Genomic DNA, 16,604 nt, shown 5'->3' on the forward strand with positions numbered 1-16,604 from the left:
ATTAGCCCGCAGGGCGTAATCCGACGCCCGCTGCAACGCTCCGCCGCCTGTCGGATTACGCTGCGCTAATCCGACCTACGGGACTGCATAAAGGATTCAGTCCGGCACTACCCGCTCCAACTCCTGCTGCAGAGCGGTCGCGTCCAGCCGCTCGAAGTCCTCGTGATTGGAGACGATGAACCCGCCGGCGAGCTCGAACCAGGTCAGGCCGCTGCTCCAGGCCGGCACCTCCACCGTGCCCTGCTTGCGACGCGGAAACAGGTAACTGCCGCCTGGGGTGAACAGGGCATTGTAGGGCTGCTCATCGGCGTGCAGCTCCGACATGCAGGCCCAGCTTTGCTCCCGGTCCGTGAAATACAGCACCCGCGCCGGGTAATCCGTATCCCCCCCATGGTGTGACCACTGTTCCCGCATGACCGGCATACCGTCCGGTTCGACGAAGCCCTGCAGGTGCAGGTGATTCACTGAGGCGTAGGCGCCGTAACTGTTGTACCCGAACAGCATCCCCGGAACCGCCTCACCCAGTTCCGCCGCCAGCGACCAGACATAGTCGTGATCCTCGCGGGTGAGGAACTGCGGCTTGCCGGCATTGCGGTCCAGCACCCACAGGCCGTGCAGCGGCGCAAAGGGATACTTGTTGTAATACAGGTCCACGCGCCGCCCCAGCAGATCCCCCGCCCAGAAGCATTCCTTCTGCAGGAACGGCCGATTGAAATTGAAGGCGTTGGAATTGAACGGGGAGATGATTTCCTTGGGCACCTCGGTGGTGATGCGCCGGGGCCGGAAGGAACGCAGGTGATTGAACTGCAGACGCCAGGGACCCTCGTCGCGAAAACGGGTCGGCTGCAGGCCTTTGAAGCCGATCAGGGCCATCTTGAGAAAGACCAGCAGATCCTCCTCGATCTGCTCGCCGTCGCGCCCGCTGGCGAAACGCTCACGCAGATCCTCCCGCAGGCGGTCAAACCGGCTTTTCAGCGGCGCCTTCAGTTCGGCGTAGATATCGGGGTCGAACGTGGCGTTGGCCAGCACCAGGATGAAGGGGCCGAGCCCTTCATGCTGCAGCATCTGTTTGAGCCCGTCAGTGAAGGCACCGGCAAAGGCGTCGTGATGTTTGAGAAAATCGGCTGCGGTCATGGTTCCGGCTTGTACCCGTTGCGGACAGCATACCCGAGCGCCAGCATGCCGGCGACCAGCAGCAGCACGGGCAGGTCACCGCGCTGCACATAAGGCGTCGCCCCCTCCCGGGGCTGGGCCGAGGCCCGCACCACGGCGACCTCGAACTGAGGGCCGCGCTCCCGCAGCCGGCCGCGGTGATCGATCACGGCCGAGATCCCGGTATTGGTGGCGCGCAGCAGTTCGCGGCCGGCCTCCAGCGCCCGCATCCGCGCCATCTGCAGATGCTGGTGCGGGGCCAGCGAGTCGCCGAACCAGGCATCGTTGCTGACATTGACCAGCAGCCGTGCCTCGGGCAGGGTCGCGAGCAATTCGGTTCCGAAAATGATCTCGTAGCAAATCGACACGCCCACCGGATGCCCGGCGACCCGCAGCAGCGGCTGCTGCGCCCCGCCGGAACTGAAATCGGCCACTGGCAGCGGCATCACCTGCAGCAGGGTGCCCAGCCACTGGCGCAGCGGCAGGTATTCACCGAAGGGCACCAGGTGACGCTTGAAATAGAAGCTGTCCTCACCACCCACCCGCATGACGGCGTTGTAATAGGCCCACTGCTCGCGATCCAGCACCGGGATGCCGGTCAGCAATTCGCTGTCGGCCTGCCGGCTTTCGCGGCGCAGCTGGCGCAGAAATCCGTCCTCGATCTGGTGATAAAAAGCCGGGATGGCGGTCTCCGGCCAGACCACCAGATCCACTTCCCGTGCAGGATCACTCCACTCCCGGCGACTCAATTCAAGATAGCGCGCCAGCGTGGCCCGCTGCCAGGTCTCCTGCCACTTGCGGTCCTGGGCGATATTCCCCTGGACAAGGCTGACTTCCAGCGGCTCACCGACGGCACGGGTCCAGTCGTGATGTCGCAGCAGACTCCCGCCGAGCCACACCCCCATCACCAGCGCCAGCAGCAGCACACGCTGGCCGGTCCGCCGGCTGCGGATACCGGCCGCCAGGGCACCCGCAGTCACCAGCAGCAGCAGCCCGACGCCATGGACACCCAGTACCGGCGCATAGCCGGCCAGGGGCGTATCGAGTTGAGTGTAGCCGGCCAGCAGCCAGGGGAAGCCGGTGAACAGCCATCCGCGCAGCCATTCCGACAGCACCCAGGCCGCCGGTGCCGCGAGCAGGTAGCGCGGCCAACCGACGAGTGGCGCCAGCCACACTGTCAGCCAGGCGGCCAGCGCGGGAAACAGGGCGAGAAAGGCCACCAGCAGCGCGGCAACCAGGATCGCGGCAACCAGGGGTGTGCCGCCGAACACGTGAATGCTGATATGGACCCAGCTGACCCCGACGCCGAAACAGCCGAGTCCGAACAGGTAGCCCAGGCCCAGGGCGCGGCGGGGACGCCGCTCCGGCAGCAGGGCCAGCAACAGGGCCGGCAGGAGGATGGCCAGGGGAGCGATGGAAAAGGGGGCAAAGGCCAGCGGCAGTGCCGCGCCGGCGGCCAGCGCCAGCAGGGACATCCACCAGGGCCGCATGTCCTGCCCCCCTGCGGATGGTCGCGCGTCTGCGCCGCCCGGCTCAGCCGGGCTCATGCCCCGCCCGGCCCCGTCATGACCGGGGTATCGGCTTCCTCCCGGATATCCAGGGCCAGCAGATGGATGCGGCGGTTATCGGCGCGGGTGACCTTGAACACGAAACGCCCCATCACCACCGACTCGCCGCGCTTGGGCAGGTGACCGAACTCGTGCGCGACCAGGCCGCCGACGGTGTCGAATTCCTCGTCGCTGAAGTCGGTGCCGAAATATTCGTTGAAATCCTCGATCGGGGTCAGCGCCTTGATCATGTAACTGGTCTCGGAACGCTGCAGGATGAACACGCCTTCCTCGATGTCGGTCTCGTCGGCGATCTCGCCGACGATCTGCTCCAACACATCCTCGATGGTGACCATGCCGGCGACACCGCCGTACTCATCCACCACCACGGCGATGTGGTTGCGGCTGAGACGGAATTCCTTAAGCAGTACGTTCAGCCGTTTGCTTTCGGGGATGAAGACCACCGGACGCATGCTGTCGCGGATGCTGAACGCCTCCTCCGGCTGGATGCGATAGCGCAGCAGATCCTTGGCCAGCAGGATGCCGACCACTTCATCGCGGTTCTCGCCGATCACGGGAAAGCGGGAGTGGCCGGAGTCGATGATGGTCGGCAGGATCTCCTCCAGGGAGGCATCGCGGCGCACCACCACCATCTGTGCCCGCGGGATCATGATGTCGCGCACCTGCATCTCGGAGACCTGCAGGATACTCTCGATCATGGCCAGGGCATCGGCATCCAGCAGGTTGCGCGCCTGGGCATCGCGCAGCAACTCCACCAGTTGTTCACGGTCTTTCGGCTCCCCCAGCAGTACCTGGCTGATGCGCTCGAACCAGTTGCGCTGAGTGGAACCGTTGCTCGATCGGTCTTCGCTCATTGTCGTTTCAGGTCAGGGAACACATGACAGTTCATCCACGGGAATAAACTGTGATCTGATCCCTTAAAGTCAAATGCGCCACGGAATACACGGAAAGCACGGACAAATAAAAATTGTCCCACCATATGTAGGTCGGGTTAGCCCGCAGGGCGTAACCCGACATTGGCGCCGAACCTGTCGGGTTACGCTGCGCTAACCCGACCTACCAAGCAACAATGAAATTGTCCGTGCTTTCCGTGTATTCCGTGGCGCTCTTGAACTCTTCACTCCTCCCGGTAAGGGTCGGGATAGCCTAAGCGGCGCAGGATATCGGTTTCAAGCCTTTCCATCACCTCGGCCTCGGCCGCTTCGAGGTGATTGTAGCCCTGCAGGTGCAGCATGCCGTGCACCACCATATGGGCCCAGTGGGCCTCGGCGGTCTTGCCCTGGCCGGCGGCCTCGCGCGCAACCACCGGGGCGCAGATCACCAAATCGCCCAGCAGCGGCAGCTCCAGGCCGGGCAGTTCGGCGGCGTCGACCGGGAAGGACAGCACATTGGTGGGCCCTTCCTTGCCCCGATAGGCCTGATTCAGTTCGCCGCTCTCGGCCTCGTCAACCAGGCGCAGGGTCAGTTCCGCGCTCCCGTCGCCGCGCCAGGCGGCCTCGGCCCAGCGCTGGAAATCAACCGCGGACGGCACATCGCCGGCGCCGGTCTCGATCTGCAGGTCCAGCACCAGGGCCGGTTGCGATACCGCGGCCGCGCTCACGCGCCCTCTCCGCCCGCCGGGTCCTGGCGGGCATAGGCGGCGACAATGCGCTGCACCAGTGGATGGCGCACCACGTCGCGGGCGCTGAAGAAGGTGAAGCTCACGCCCTCGACCTCCTTGAGCACGTCGACCACGTGGCGCAGACCGGAGACGGTGCCTCGCGGCAGGTCCACCTGGGTGACGTCGCCGGTGACCACGGCGGTGGAGCCGAAGCCGATGCGGGTGAGGAACATCTTCATCTGCTCCACCGTGGTGTTCTGGGCCTCGTCCAGGATGATGAAGGACTCGTTCAGGGTGCGCCCGCGCATGAAGGCCAGCGGGGCAACCTCGATCACGTGGCGCTCGATCAGTTTGCTCACCTTGTCGAAGCCCAGCATCTCGTACAGGGCGTCGTAGAGCGGGCGCAGGTAGGGGTCGACCTTCTGCGCCATGTCGCCGGGCAGGAAACCCAGCCGCTCGCCGGCCTCCACTGCCGGGCGCACCAGGATCAGGCGCCGCACCTGCTCCTGTTCCAGTGCGGCAACGGCGCTGGCCACGGCGAGGTAGGTCTTGCCGGTGCCGGCCGGGCCGATACCGAAGCTCAGATCGTGGTCACGGATGCAGGCCAGGTACTGGCGCTGGTTCGTCCCGCGGCCATGAATGGTGCCGCTGCGGGTGCGGATGCGCACCTCGGCGACCTGCTCCGCCTCGGGCTCGGCCTCGAGTTCGGCATTGGCCTGCTGCAGGGCAAGATGCACCTCGGCCGGGGTCAGGATCCGGCCCTCGGCCTCGGCATAGAGATGGCGCAGTACATCGCCGGCAACCTCCGGGGCCCGGCCCTCGCCGATGACATGAAACTGGTTGCCGCGGTTGTTGATCTCCACCCCCAGCCGGCGCTCGATCTGGCGCAGGTGCTGGTCGAACTGACCGCACAGACTGGCCAGCCGCTCGTTGTCGGGCGGTTCCAGCAGGAAATCACAGGCTTTGGGTTTCTGGGTCAAGACGGTCGGTATGCAATGACAGGCAGGGGCGGGCGTTACATCCAGTTGGCGACATCAGCGGCCGTGTCTTCGGCCAGCGCGACGAACTCGCCCCGCAGCGAATTGGGCAGCGCCTCGGTGATGCGGACGTTGACGAACCGACCGGGGAGATCGGCCGCGCCGTCGAAGTTCACCACCCGGTTGTTCTCGGTGCGCCCGGCCAGCTGCGCCGGATCCCTGCGCGAGGGTCCCTCGACCAGGATACGCTGCACCGTCCCGACCATATCGCGGCTGATCTGCGCAGCCATCTCGCTGATGCGCTGCTGCAGCCGGGCCAGGCGGGCCTTCTTCGTGGCCATATCGACATCGTCGGGCAGCGAAGCGGCCGGCGTGCCGGGACGCGCGCTGTAGATGAAGCTGAAGGAATGATCGAAGCCGATGTCCTCGATCAGCTGCATGGTGGCCTCGAAGTCGGCATCGGTCTCGCCGGGAAAGCCGATGATGAAATCCGAGGACATGCTGATGTCCGGCCGCGCCTCGCGCAGCCGGCGGATGATGGCCTTGTATTCGAGTGCCGTGTGCTTGCGTTTCATCTGCGCCAGGATACGGTCCGAACCGCTCTGCACCGGCAGGTGCAGGTGGCTGACCAGTTCGGGCACCTCGGCATAGGCCTGGATCAGGCTGTCGCTCATCTCCAGCGGATGCGAGGTGGTGTAGCGGATGCGCTCGATGCCGTCGACGGCGGCCACATAGCTGATCAACAGGGCCAGGTCGGCGGTCTCGCCGTCATGCATGGGCCCGCGGTAGGCATTGACGTTCTGGCCCAGCAGGTTGACCTCGCGCACGCCCTGGGCGGCCAGGACGGCGACCTCGGCGATGACGTCGTCGAAGGGCCGGCTGACCTCCTCGCCGCGGGTGTAGGGCACCACGCAGAAGCTGCAGTACTTGCTGCAGCCCTCCATGATGGAGACGAAGGCGGTCGGGCCCTCGGCGCGCGGCTCGGGCAGGCGGTCGAACTTCTCGATCTCGGGGAAGGAGATGTCCACCACCGGCGCCCGTTCGCGGCGCACGGCGGTGAGCATCTCCGGCAGGCGGTGCAGGGTCTGCGGCCCGAATACCAGATCCACATAGGGCGCGCGCTCACGCAGGGCCTCGCCCTCCTGGCTCGCCACGCAGCCGCCGACGCCGATGACCAGTTCCGGGCGTTCGGCCTTCCAGGTCTTCCACTGCCCCAGCTGGGAGAAGACCTTCTCCTGCGCCTTCTCGCGGATGGAGCAGGTGTTGAGCAGCAGGACATCGGCCTCCTCGGGCCGGTCGGTCTTGTCCAGGCCATGGGAGGCCGCCAGCACGTCGGCGATGCGCGCCGAATCGTACTCGTTCATCTGGCACCCCATGGTGCGGATGTAGACTTTGCCTGGCATTGATACTCAACGTATCCGGGTAAAAATTGACCGTCATTGCGAGCCGCTTCAGCGGCGTGGCAATCTCGTTATGCGGCAACGTGGACGAGATTGCCGCGTCACTTCGTTCCTCGCAATGACGGGCGAGTCAAATCGAGCCGGCCTGTAAGCCGGGTTCTGTCGGGGACAGTCATTCCTCTGGAACAGCCGTCACCGGCTGTCTCAAGCGACCTACCCGGAGGCGATGCGGGCCGCATCCTGGCCTCCCTATTTGGTCTTGCTCCGGGTGGGGTTTACCCTGCCGCGGCGTGTTGCCACCCGCGCGGTGCGCTCTTACCGCACCTTTTCACCCTTACCTGTGCCCGTGGGCCATCGGCGGTGTGTTTTCTGTGGCACTTTCCGTAGGCTCGCGCCCCCCAGGCGTTACCTGGCACCCTGCCCTGTGGAGCCCGGACTTTCCTCGAGGATCCCGTGGATCCCCGCGACTGCCCGGCCGACTCGAACCGCGAAGTATATCATTTTTTGCGGGGGCCGGACCGGCCGGCCCCGCGGCGGTAGGTCAGCCGGCCGATCAGGCGGTTGAGCGGATTGTCACGGCTGAGAAAACCCAGTACCGGCGGCCGGCGAATGCCCATCTGCCGGCGCAGCTGGCGCAAGCCGGCGTGGGTACGATCGGCCCGCAGGCCGCGGACAATGGCCTCGCAGGCCTGCTTGCGGTGCTGCAGGTGCAGTTCGGCCTTGGCCAGGTACTCGTGGACATCGCCGTCGTAGCGCTCGGCACGGGCGGCGCTCCGGCACAGGTTCAGGGCAGCGGGGTCATTGAGCAGCGCCCGGGCATAGCCGCGGGCGGCAGTATAGAGGTTGCTGTAGACGTCATCCGGTGCGGACTGCTGCTCGGCTGTCTCGAAGCAGGCGGCCGCGGCGGCGGCGTCGCCGGCCGCCAGGTGCCGGCAGCCCTGCTCGTATTCCGGATGCCGTCGAACTGCCCCGTGTACCGCGGACCAGGGATCCTCCGTATTCATACCCCTCCCCTTCTGCTGTTCCCATTATTATCCTGATCGGTTGCTACGAACATAACTGTTTATAGTAATTAATCAATCCGTTGGTGGATGCGTCGTGAGCGGTAACCGCTCCGTCCGCCTCCAGTTCCGGCAGGATGGCGCTCGCCAGCTGCTTGCCCAGCTCCACGCCCCACTGATCGAAGGAATTGATATTCCAGACGACGCCCTGGACGAAGATCTTGTGCTCATAGAGCGCGATCAGGCTGCCCAGGGTGCGGGGGTCGAGCCGGCGATAGAGCAGTGAATTGGTGGGCCGGTTGCCGGGGAAGACCTTGTGCGGCAACAGCCGCTCCAGCGCCTCGCCGCTCAGCCCCTGCGCCTCCAACTCCGCCCGCGCCTCAGCCTCGCTGCGCCCGCACATCAGGGCCTCGGTCTGGGCGAAGAAATTCGACAGCAGGATGCGGTGATGCGCGCCCAGCGGATTCGCCGGCTCGGCCGCAGCCAGGAAATCGGCCGGGATCAGCCGGGTGCCCTGGTGGATGAGTTGATAGAAGGCATGCTGGCCGTTGGTCCCCGGCTCGCCCCAGATCACCGGGCCGGTGGCATGGTCCACGGGCTCGCCGTCACGGTTGACCCGTTTGCCGTTGCTCTCCATGTCGCCCTGCTGGAAATAGGCCGGAAAGCGGTGCAGGTACTGATCGTAGGGCAGGATGGCATGGGTTTCGGCGCCGAAGAAATTGATGTACCAGATGCCCAGCAGCCCCAGGATCACCGGCAGGTTGGTCTCGAGCGGCGCCGTCCGGAAGTGCTCGTCCATGGCGTGGGCACCGTCGAGCAGTTCCTCGAACCGCTCCATGCCGATGGCCAGCGCGATAGGCAGACCGATGGCCGACCACAGCGAGTAGCGCCCGCCGACCCAGTCCCAGAATCCGAACATGTGCGCTGTATCGATGCCGAACTCGGCCACCTTGTCGGCGTTGGTGGAAACGGCCACGAAATGCCTGGCCACGGCTGATTCATCGCTGAGCTGCTCCAGCAGCCAGGCGCGGGCGGTACGGGCATTGGTCAGCGTCTCCTGGGTGGTGAAGGTCTTGGAGGCGATGACGAACAGGGTGGTCTCGGGGCGCAGCGGGCGCAGCGTCTCGGCGATATGGCTGCCGTCGACATTGGAGACGAAGTGCACCTGCGGCCCCTCGCGGGTCCAGGGCTTCAACGCCTCGGTGACCATCAGCGGGCCCAGGTCGGAGCCGCCGATGCCGATGTTGACCACGTCGCGGATGGGCTCGCCGGTGTGTCCGCGCCAGTCGCCGCCGCGCACCGAATCGGTAAAGCGGCGCATGCGCTCGAGCACGGCCTTGACCGCCGGCATGACATCCTCGCCATCGACCTCCACGGGACGGTTGCCGCGATTGCGCAGCGCGATGTGCAGCACCGCCCGATCCTCGGTCACGTTGATGTGCTCGCCGGCGAACATGCGCTCGACCCAGGCCGGCAGCCCGCGCTCGCGGGCCAGGTCCATCAGCAGCTTCAGGGTCTGCTCGGTGATGCGGTTCTTGGAATAGTCCAGCAGGATGTCGCCCAGGCGCAGTGAGAACTTCTCGAACCGCTGCGGATCGGCTTCGAAGGCCTCGCGCATCTGGAAGTCGCGCATGGCCTCGTAATGCGCATTCAATGCCTGCCAGGCGGGGGAACGGGTAAGCTCGGTCATGACATTCAGTCCTTGACGACAACCAACAGCGTGGGATCACGTAGGATGGGTGAAGGCGCATAGCGCCGCAACCCATCGACTCAACGCGTCATGATGGGTTGCGCTGCGCTCCACCCATCCTACCCGGCTTCAGCCATCCGTCTCCAGCCTATTGCGCCAGTCCTGGTCCTCGCGCAGGAACAGGCGGTTGGCCTCGGGCGGACCCCAGCTGCCGGCCGGGTAGGTGTGGATGTAATCGCGTTCCATGGCCCAGACCTTGAGCAGCGGGTCGACCACCCGCCAGGCCCACTGAACCTCGTCGTAGCGCAGAAACAGGGAGCTGTCTCCCTCCATCACGTCCAGCAGCAACGCCTCGTAGGCATCGATACCGGCCTCGGCGAGGCCACAGCTGGCGGCATCCAGGCGCTGGGTTTCGGTCAGCAGCTCCAGCCCCGGCTGTTTGACCTGCAGTTCCAGGCGCAGACAGTCGTTGGGCTGGATATTCATCAGCAGCCAGTTGGGTTCCAGCCGATCGATGTGGGTCTCGCGGAACAACTGCTGCGGCGGATGCTTGAAACGGATGCTGATCATGGAATTGTTTGCGGCCAGGCGTTTGCCGGTACGCAGGTAGAAGGGCACATTACGCCAGCGCCAGTTGTCGATGAACAGCCGCAGGGCACAGTAGGTCTCGGTGCTGCTGTCGGCGGGTACGCCCGCCTCTTCCAGATAACCGGGCACCTTTTCACCGCCCACCGAGCCACGGGTGTACTGGGCCCGAAAGGCGTGAGCGTGCACCGCACTCTGCGCAATGGGACGGATGGAACGCAGCACCTTGACCTTCTCGTCGTGCAGGGAGTCCGCATCCAGACTCGCCGGCGGCTCCATCGCCACCAGCGTGAGCATCTGCAGCAGGTGACTCTGCACCATGTCGCGCAGCGCGCCGGCGGCGTCATAGTAGCCGGCACGCTGCTCGATGCCGCGCGACTCGGCGTGGGTGATCTGCACATGGTCGATGTAGTTGCGGTTCCACAGCGGTTCCAGCATCAGGTTGGCGAAGCGGAACACCAGAATGTTCTGGATGGTGCCCTTGCCGAGATAATGATCGATGCGGTAGAGCTGGTGCTCGCCCCAGTCCCGGTGCAGGCGCCGATCCAGGATCTCGGCGCTTTCCAGATCCGAGCCGAAGGGCTTCTCGATCACCACCCGGCGCCAGCCGTCGGCCCCGTTGTTGAGGCCCACGGCGGCCAGTTCATGGCTGACCACACCGAAATCGGCCGGGCTGATGGCCATGTAGAAGGCGATATTGCCCGGATAACGGCCGCCGCTTTCCAGCCGCTCCTTCAGCCTGGCGTAGATGGCGGTGTCATTGAGGTCGCCCTGAAAGAAATCCAGCCGCTCACTGAAACGGGCGAACAACTCCGCATCCAGCCCGCCGCGGGCGCGTGACTCCAGGTCCTGCTGCACCACCTTACGCCAGCCCGCATCGTCCCAATCGCGTCGCCCCACCCCGAGCACCCGCATGTCCGCGGGCAGACGGCCCGCCTGCTCCAGGTGATACAGCGCCGGCAGCAGCTTGTTCTGCGCCAGGTTGCCGGTGGCGCCGAAGATGACAAAGGTGCAGCTCTCGGTCATGTGTCGTCCTGTCTGTCCGCCAAAGCTGATTCAGCGCTTCTCCACCGCATGGCCGCCGAAGGCATTGCGCATCATGGCCAGCAGGCGGTTGGCATAGCCGGTCTCGTCCTGGCTGGCAAAGCGCATGGCCAGGGCCAGGCTGATCACCGGCAGGGCCACGCCCTGGTCGATGGCCTCGACGGCGGTCCAGCGGCCCTCGCCGGAATCGGCCACCACCGGCGCGATGTCGGCCAGGTCCTGGTCCTGCTGCAAGGCCTCGGCGCTCAGATCCAGCAGCCAGCTGCGCACCACCGAGCCGTGGCGCCACAACTCGCTGATCTGCGCCAGGTCCAGCCCGAATTCCTCCTTGCCCCTGAGCAGGGCCAGGCCCTCGGCCAGGGCCTGCATCATGCCGTACTCGATGCCGTTGTGGACCATCTTGGTGAAGTGCCCGGCCCCCACCGGGCCGACATGGGCCCAGCCACGGTCCGGCGCCGGAGCCAGCGCTTTCAGGGCGGGGGCAAGCGCCTCGATGGCGGCCGCCTCGCCGCCGACCATGAGACAATAGCCGTTGTCCAGACCCCAGATGCCGCCCGAAGTACCGGCATCAACGAAGTGGATGCCCCGTTCGGCCAGCCGGTCGCCGCGACGCTGGCTGTCATGGTAGTTGGCATTGCCGCCGTCGATGACGATATCGCCGGCCTCCAGCAGATCGGACAACTGCTCCAGATGGGATTCGGTCACCGCGCCGGCGGGCAGCATCAGCCAGACCAGCCGCGGCGCGGCAAGCCGGCTGACGGCATCGGCCAGGGAATCGGCCGGGATCAGGCCTTCCTCGGCGGCCAGGGTATCGACGACCTCCCGGCTGCGGTTGTAACCGACCACCTCGATGCCGCCGCGACGCAGGCGGCGGGCCATGTTGCCGCCCATGCGGCCCAGGCCGATCATTGCCAATCGCATAACTGGCGCTCCTCTTGCATTATTTACCCCTGCGGATGAAACCGAACCGCCAACCGAGAAGGCAGACCGTGATGAAGATCCTCTTCGCCAGCAGCGAAGTTCACCCCCTGATCAAGACCGGCGGCCTGGCCGACGTCTCCGGAGCACTGCCCCGGGCGCTGAAGAACCAGCGCCACGACGTGCGCCTGGTACTGCCCGCCTACCAGAGCGTGACGCAACAATTGCCCGGGGTCAAAACCCTGGCCCTGATCCAGCCCCCGGGCTGCACGGTTCCGGTGCAGCTGCACGAAACCCGGCTGCCCGACAGCCGCCTGCGGGTCTGGCTGGTGGATATCCCGGAATACTTCGACCGCCCCGGCAATCCCTACCTGGGCCCGGACGGGCAGGACTGGCCGGACAATGCCCAGCGCTTCCACGCCTTCGCCCGCAGCGTGGTCGAACTGGCCCTGGACCGGGCCGGCCTGGACTGGCAGCCCGACCTGGTGCACTGCAACGATTGGCAAACCGGCCTGGTGCCGGCGCTGCTGAGCCTCGAGCCGAAGCGGCCGGCCACCGTGTTCACCATCCACAACCTGGCCTACCAGGGACTGTTCGCATGGGAGACGTTCCGCGATCTTGGCCTGCCCGGACACTGGTGGTCCCTGCATGCGCTGGAATTCCACAACCAGTTCTCCTTCATCAAGGGCGGGCTGGTGTTCGCCGACTGGATCACCACCGTCAGCCCGACCTACGCCGAGGAGATCCGGACCCCGGCCTTCGGCTGCGGCCTGGAAGGCCTGCTGCAGATCCGCGCGGACCGGCTGCGCGGCATCCTCAACGGCGCCGACTACCGCATCTGGAATCCGAACCAGGACCCCCACCTGCCGCACCACTACAACGGCCGCTCGCTGGCCGGCAAGGCCGCGAACAAGGCCGCGCTGCAGCGCGAGTTCGACCTGCCGGAGCAGGCGCAGATTCCGCTGCTCGCCCACATCGGCCGGCTGGTGGCCCAGAAAGGCATCGACCTGTTGCTGGACTGCCTGCCGCAGGTGCTGGCCGGGGAGGCGCAGCTGGTGCTGCTGGGCAGCGGCGAGCCGGAACTGGAGGCCCGGCTGCAGGCGCTGCAGGCCGAACACCCGGACAAGATCGGTCTGCGTCTGGGCTATGACGAGGCCCTGGCGCACCGCATCGAAGCCGGCGCGGACATGTTCGTCATGCCCTCGCGCTTCGAACCCTGCGGACTGAACCAGCTCTACAGCCTGCGCTACGGCACCCTCCCGGTGGTCCGGCGCACCGGCGGCCTGGCCGACACCGTGATCGACGCCGACGCGACGGCCCGCGCTGCAGGCACGGCGACCGGTTTCGTGTTCAACGAGGCCACACCGGCGGCCCTGGCCGAGGCACTGCGTCGCGCCCTCCACCTGTATCCGCAGACACAGGCATGGAAGCAACTGGTCCAGACCGCCATGCGCCAGGACTTCAGCTGGAAGCGCAGCGCGGCCGAGTATCTGCAACTCTACGAAACCGCCCTGGGCGGGCGGTGATCCTATCCGGCCGTGGTAATGGAAACGCAGAGAACGCAAAGACGCAGAGGCGCAAAGTCATTGAAATCAAAGAATCTACATAAGCGTGCAGGCACGTAGGTCGGGTTAGCGGCAGCGTAACCCGACAGGCACGAGGACAGGCGTCGGGTTACGCCCTGCGGGCTAACCCGACCTGCATACCACACCCGGCAATTCTCTGTTTTCTCCGCGCCTCCGCGTCCTCTGCGTTGATGCCGCCCCTGTCAGCCGGAGACCACTCAGGTATAATGCGCGTTCTTTTGGGCAGCAGACGGCGATGTGGGCCATGATCGATCAACCCCGCGACAAGGAACTCCGCGCCCGCGTGCGCCTGCTGGGCAGCCTGCTCGGCAACGTGCTGCGCGATCAGGAAGGCGGTCAGGTGCTGGACGCGGTGGAGACCCTGCGCAAGGGCTTCATCCGCCTGCGCAAGGTCGACGACCCGAAGCTGCGCAGCCGCCTGATGCGGATGATCGACCAGCTCAACCCGGCCATCCTCACCCACGTGGTGCGCGCCTTCAATGTCTACTTCAGCCTGGTCAATATCGCCGAGCAGGCCTTCCAGCACCGCCAGCGCCGGCGCGAGGTCAGCACCGGCAAGCGCCTGTGGCTGGGTTCCTTCGACGACACCCTGCGCCAGTTCCGCGAGCAGGGCATCGGCCCGGACCAGCTCCAGACCCTGCTCGACCGGACCCTGTACCTGCCGGTGTTCACGGCCCACCCGACCGAATCCAAGCGCCGCACCATCATGGAGGCGCTGCGCCGCATCTTCGTGGTCAGCGAGCAGCTCGACCAGCGCCTGAACCGGGAACAGCGCCAGGAGGTTATCCGGGAACTGGAGAGCCAGATCCAGATCCTGTGGAAGACCGACGAGGTGCGCACCCACCGTCCGCGGGTGGTCGACGAGATCCGCCACGGCCTGTTCTACTTCCGCGAAAGCCTGTTCGAGGCCATCCCTACGCTCTATCGCAACCTGGAGAAGTCCATCCGCCGCACCTACGGCGAGGAACTGGAAGGACAACCGGTCAACACGCCGACCCTGCTGCGTTTCGGTTCCTGGATCGGCGGCGACCGGGACGGCAATCCCTTCGTCAAGCCCGAAACCACCGAGATGGCGCTGCACCTGCACATGCGCGAGGCGGTGATCTGCTACATGCGCCGGCTGGACGCGCTGCGCCACCTGCTGACCCATTCCAGCAACCTGATCACACCGACGCCCGAGTTCAGCGCCGCGCTGGCCGAGGACGTCAAGCGCTACGGCGACAGCGCATTCCGGGACCATCCGCACCGCTTCGAGCACGAACCCTATCGGCGCAAGCTCTATGTCATGCGCTACCGGCTGCGTCAGAACCTCACCCTGCTCAATGCCAAGCTGGAGGCGGACGAGACGGACTGCCCCGGCTGCGAGGACCGCTACCTTCACGAACAGGAACTGCTGAGCGATCTGTGCCTGATCCGGGATTCGCTCGTCAGCCACGGGGATGCCCGCATCGCCGATGGCAAGCTGCAGGACCTGATCCGGCTGGTGGAGACCTTCGGCTTCTTCCTGCTGCAGCTCGACATCCGCCAGGAATCGACCCGCCACACCGAGGCCGTGGCCGAACTGCTCCAGGCCACCGAGGGCACCGATTACAACGCCCTGGACGAGGCTGGCCGGCTGCAGTGTCTGGCCGAGCGGATCGCCGCCGGCGCGCCGCCGCGGCTGGCGCCGGACAGTTACAGCGAATCCACCCGCGAGACCCTGGCGGTGTTCGACGTCATGCAGCGCATGCAGGACGAGATCAGCCCCAACGCCTTCGGCAATTACGTCATCTCCATGACCCACACCGCCAGCCACGTGATGGAGGTGATGTACCTGGCCTGGCTCAACCGCCTGGCCGGAAGGAACAACGGCGACTGGCACTGTCGCATCCGCATCAGCCCCCTGTTCGAGACGATCGAGGACCTCTCTCACGTCGAGGAGGTGCTGCAGGCGCTGCTCAACAACGCCACTTACCGCGCCCTGCTCGCCGCCTCCGGCAACCAGCAGGAGATCATGCTGGGCTATTCCGACTCCTGCAAGGACGGCGGCATCGTCGCCTCCAGCTGGAATCTGTACGAGGCGCAGAAGAAGATCATCCGCATGACCACTGAACTGGGCGTGGACTGCCGGCTGTTCCATGGCCGCGGCGGCACCATCGGCCGCGGCGGCGGCCCCACCCACGAATCCATCCTGGCGCAGCCGCCGGGCACGGTGCATGGCCAGATCAAGTTCACCGAGCAGGGCGAGGTGCTGTCCTATAAGTACAGCCAGCTCGAGACCACCATCTATGAACTGACCATGGGACTGACCGGACTGATGAAGGCCAGCCGCTGCGTGGTCCAGGACGTCCCCCACGACCGCGAGGACTACCTGGGCATCATGGACGCCCTGGCCGAGACCGGCGAACAGGTCTACCGCGAACTCACCGACCGCACCGCAGGCTTCCTGGACTATTTCTACGAGGTCTGTCCGGTCGACGAGATCGGTCTGCTCAATATCGGCTCCCGGCCCAGTCACCGCAGCAAGGCCAACCGCTCCAAGTCCTCGATCCGTGCCATCCCCTGGGTATTCGGCTGGGCCCAGTCGCGCCATACCCTGCCGGCCTGGTACGGCCTGGGCTCGGCGCTGGAGCAGTGGCGCAGCAACGACCCGAACCGGCTGGCCAAGCTGCAGACCATGTACCGCGAGTGGCCCTACTTCCGCGCCCTGCTGAGCAACATCCAGATGTCGCTGTTCAAGGCGCAATTCGACATCGCCCGGGAATACACCCGCCTGGCCCATGACCCGGATCAGGCCGCGCACATCTATGACACCATCCGCGAGGAGTTCCGACGCACCCTGACCCAGGTCCTGAACATCGCCGATATCCAGCTGCTGCTGGAGGAAACGCCCTCGCTGCACCTGTCGCTGAGCCGGCGCGACCCGTACCTGGACCCGCTGAACCACATCCAGGTCACCCTGCTCAAGCGCTACCGCAATGAGTCGCTGGGCGAGGCCGACCGTGAGGCCTGGCGCGACCCGCTGCTGCGGTCCATCAACGCCATCGCCGCCGGGATGCGCAATACCGGCTGACTCTTTGCCACACTGCATAAGGGGTTTCTAA

General features: G+C 65.8%; 12 protein-coding genes and 1 other RNA gene. 2 read left to right on the forward strand and 11 right to left on the reverse strand.

Annotated features, from left to right (window positions below):
- Positions 1-96: 96 nt before the first annotated feature.
- The 11 genes from COW1_RS08460 to gnd all read right to left on the reverse strand — a co-directional run bounded on the left by COW1_RS08460 (position 97) and on the right by gnd (position 11,938).
- Entirely contained in the window at positions 97-1,134 is a 1,038-nt protein-coding gene (locus COW1_RS08460) for a hypothetical protein (RefSeq protein WP_201343817.1), read from the reverse strand.
- Entirely contained in the window at positions 1,131-2,642 is a 1,512-nt protein-coding gene (lnt, locus tag COW1_RS08465; protein ID WP_201343818.1) for an apolipoprotein N-acyltransferase, read from the reverse strand. The genes COW1_RS08460 and lnt overlap by 4 nt, the downstream gene beginning before the upstream one ends.
- Before the next feature lie 53 nt (positions 2,643-2,695).
- A complete protein-coding gene (locus COW1_RS08470) occupies positions 2,696-3,574 on the reverse strand; it encodes an HlyC/CorC family transporter (protein ID WP_201343819.1) in 879 nt (292 codons plus the stop codon).
- A gap of 263 nt (positions 3,575-3,837) precedes the next feature.
- Positions 3,838-4,320 (reverse strand): rRNA maturation RNase YbeY, encoded by a 483-nt coding sequence (gene ybeY, locus COW1_RS08475; RefSeq protein ID WP_242466408.1) that lies wholly within the window; start codon positions 4,318-4,320, stop codon positions 3,838-3,840.
- Complete coding sequence (locus COW1_RS08480) at positions 4,317-5,300, reverse strand: PhoH family protein (protein ID WP_201343820.1); 984 nt, start codon at positions 5,298-5,300, stop codon at positions 4,317-4,319. The genes ybeY and COW1_RS08480 overlap by 4 nt, the downstream gene beginning before the upstream one ends.
- 35 nt (positions 5,301-5,335) lie before the next feature.
- A complete protein-coding gene (miaB, locus tag COW1_RS08485; protein WP_096365290.1) occupies positions 5,336-6,700 on the reverse strand; it encodes a tRNA (N6-isopentenyl adenosine(37)-C2)-methylthiotransferase MiaB in 1,365 nt (454 codons plus the stop codon).
- Between the two features lie 129 nt (positions 6,701-6,829).
- Positions 6,830-7,180: RNase P RNA component class A (gene rnpB, locus COW1_RS08490), an RNA gene on the reverse strand.
- A 14-nt stretch (positions 7,181-7,194) separates the two neighbouring features.
- A complete protein-coding gene (locus tag COW1_RS08495; protein ID WP_096365288.1) occupies positions 7,195-7,701 on the reverse strand; it encodes a hypothetical protein in 507 nt (168 codons plus the stop codon).
- Between the two features lie 43 nt (positions 7,702-7,744).
- A complete protein-coding gene (gene pgi / locus COW1_RS08500; RefSeq protein ID WP_096365286.1) occupies positions 7,745-9,388 on the reverse strand; it encodes a glucose-6-phosphate isomerase in 1,644 nt (547 codons plus the stop codon).
- A 129-nt stretch (positions 9,389-9,517) separates the two neighbouring features.
- The gene (zwf, locus tag COW1_RS08505; RefSeq protein ID WP_096365284.1) at positions 9,518-10,999 is read right to left on the reverse strand and encodes a glucose-6-phosphate dehydrogenase; all 1,482 of its coding nucleotides are present in this window, start codon (positions 10,997-10,999) and stop codon (positions 9,518-9,520) included.
- 30 nt (positions 11,000-11,029) lie between these two features.
- Positions 11,030-11,938, reverse strand: a complete 909-nt coding sequence (gene gnd / locus COW1_RS08510) for a phosphogluconate dehydrogenase (NAD(+)-dependent, decarboxylating) (protein ID WP_096365282.1) — start codon at positions 11,936-11,938, stop codon at positions 11,030-11,032.
- Positions 11,939-12,009: 71 nt separating this feature from the next.
- Between gnd and glgA the strand changes: the two genes are divergently transcribed.
- Together glgA and ppc are read left to right on the forward strand one after the other, a co-directional pair.
- Positions 12,010-13,461: a glycogen synthase GlgA gene (gene glgA, locus COW1_RS08515; protein ID WP_201343821.1), complete on the forward strand. Its 1,452-nt coding sequence runs from the start codon at positions 12,010-12,012 to the stop codon at positions 13,459-13,461.
- 304 nt (positions 13,462-13,765) lie between these two features.
- Positions 13,766-16,573 (forward strand): phosphoenolpyruvate carboxylase, encoded by a 2,808-nt coding sequence (gene ppc, locus COW1_RS08520; RefSeq protein WP_201343822.1) that lies wholly within the window; start codon positions 13,766-13,768, stop codon positions 16,571-16,573.
- Positions 16,574-16,604 lie beyond the last annotated feature (31 nt).

The organism is Thiohalobacter sp. COW1 (assembly GCF_016629505.1).
In the GTDB taxonomy this organism is placed as follows: Bacteria; Pseudomonadota; Gammaproteobacteria; order Thiohalobacterales; family Thiohalobacteraceae; genus Thiohalobacter; species Thiohalobacter thiocyanaticus_A.

Excerpts from the sequence above, each read along its gene's own strand:
- zwf (WP_096365284.1), bottom strand. The coding sequence starts at position 10,999 with ATGACCGAGAGCTGCACCTTTGTCATCTTCGGCGCCACCGGCAACCTG.
- lnt (WP_201343818.1), bottom strand. The coding sequence starts at position 2,642 with ATGCGGCCCTGGTGGATGTCCCTGCTGGCGCTGGCCGCCGGCGCGGCA.
- pgi (WP_096365286.1), bottom strand. The coding sequence starts at position 9,388 with ATGACCGAGCTTACCCGTTCCCCCGCCTGGCAGGCATTGAATGCGCAT.
- glgA (WP_201343821.1), top strand. The coding sequence starts at position 12,010 with ATGAAGATCCTCTTCGCCAGCAGCGAAGTTCACCCCCTGATCAAGACC.
- gnd (WP_096365282.1), bottom strand. The coding sequence starts at position 11,938 with ATGCGATTGGCAATGATCGGCCTGGGCCGCATGGGCGGCAACATGGCC.
- ppc (WP_201343822.1), top strand. The coding sequence starts at position 13,766 with ATGATCGATCAACCCCGCGACAAGGAACTCCGCGCCCGCGTGCGCCTG.
- COW1_RS08495 (WP_096365288.1), bottom strand. The coding sequence starts at position 7,701 with ATGAATACGGAGGATCCCTGGTCCGCGGTACACGGGGCAGTTCGACGG.
- miaB (WP_096365290.1), bottom strand. The coding sequence starts at position 6,700 with ATGCCAGGCAAAGTCTACATCCGCACCATGGGGTGCCAGATGAACGAG.
- COW1_RS08470 (WP_201343819.1), bottom strand. The coding sequence starts at position 3,574 with ATGAGCGAAGACCGATCGAGCAACGGTTCCACTCAGCGCAACTGGTTC.
- COW1_RS08460 (WP_201343817.1), bottom strand. The coding sequence starts at position 1,134 with ATGACCGCAGCCGATTTTCTCAAACATCACGACGCCTTTGCCGGTGCC.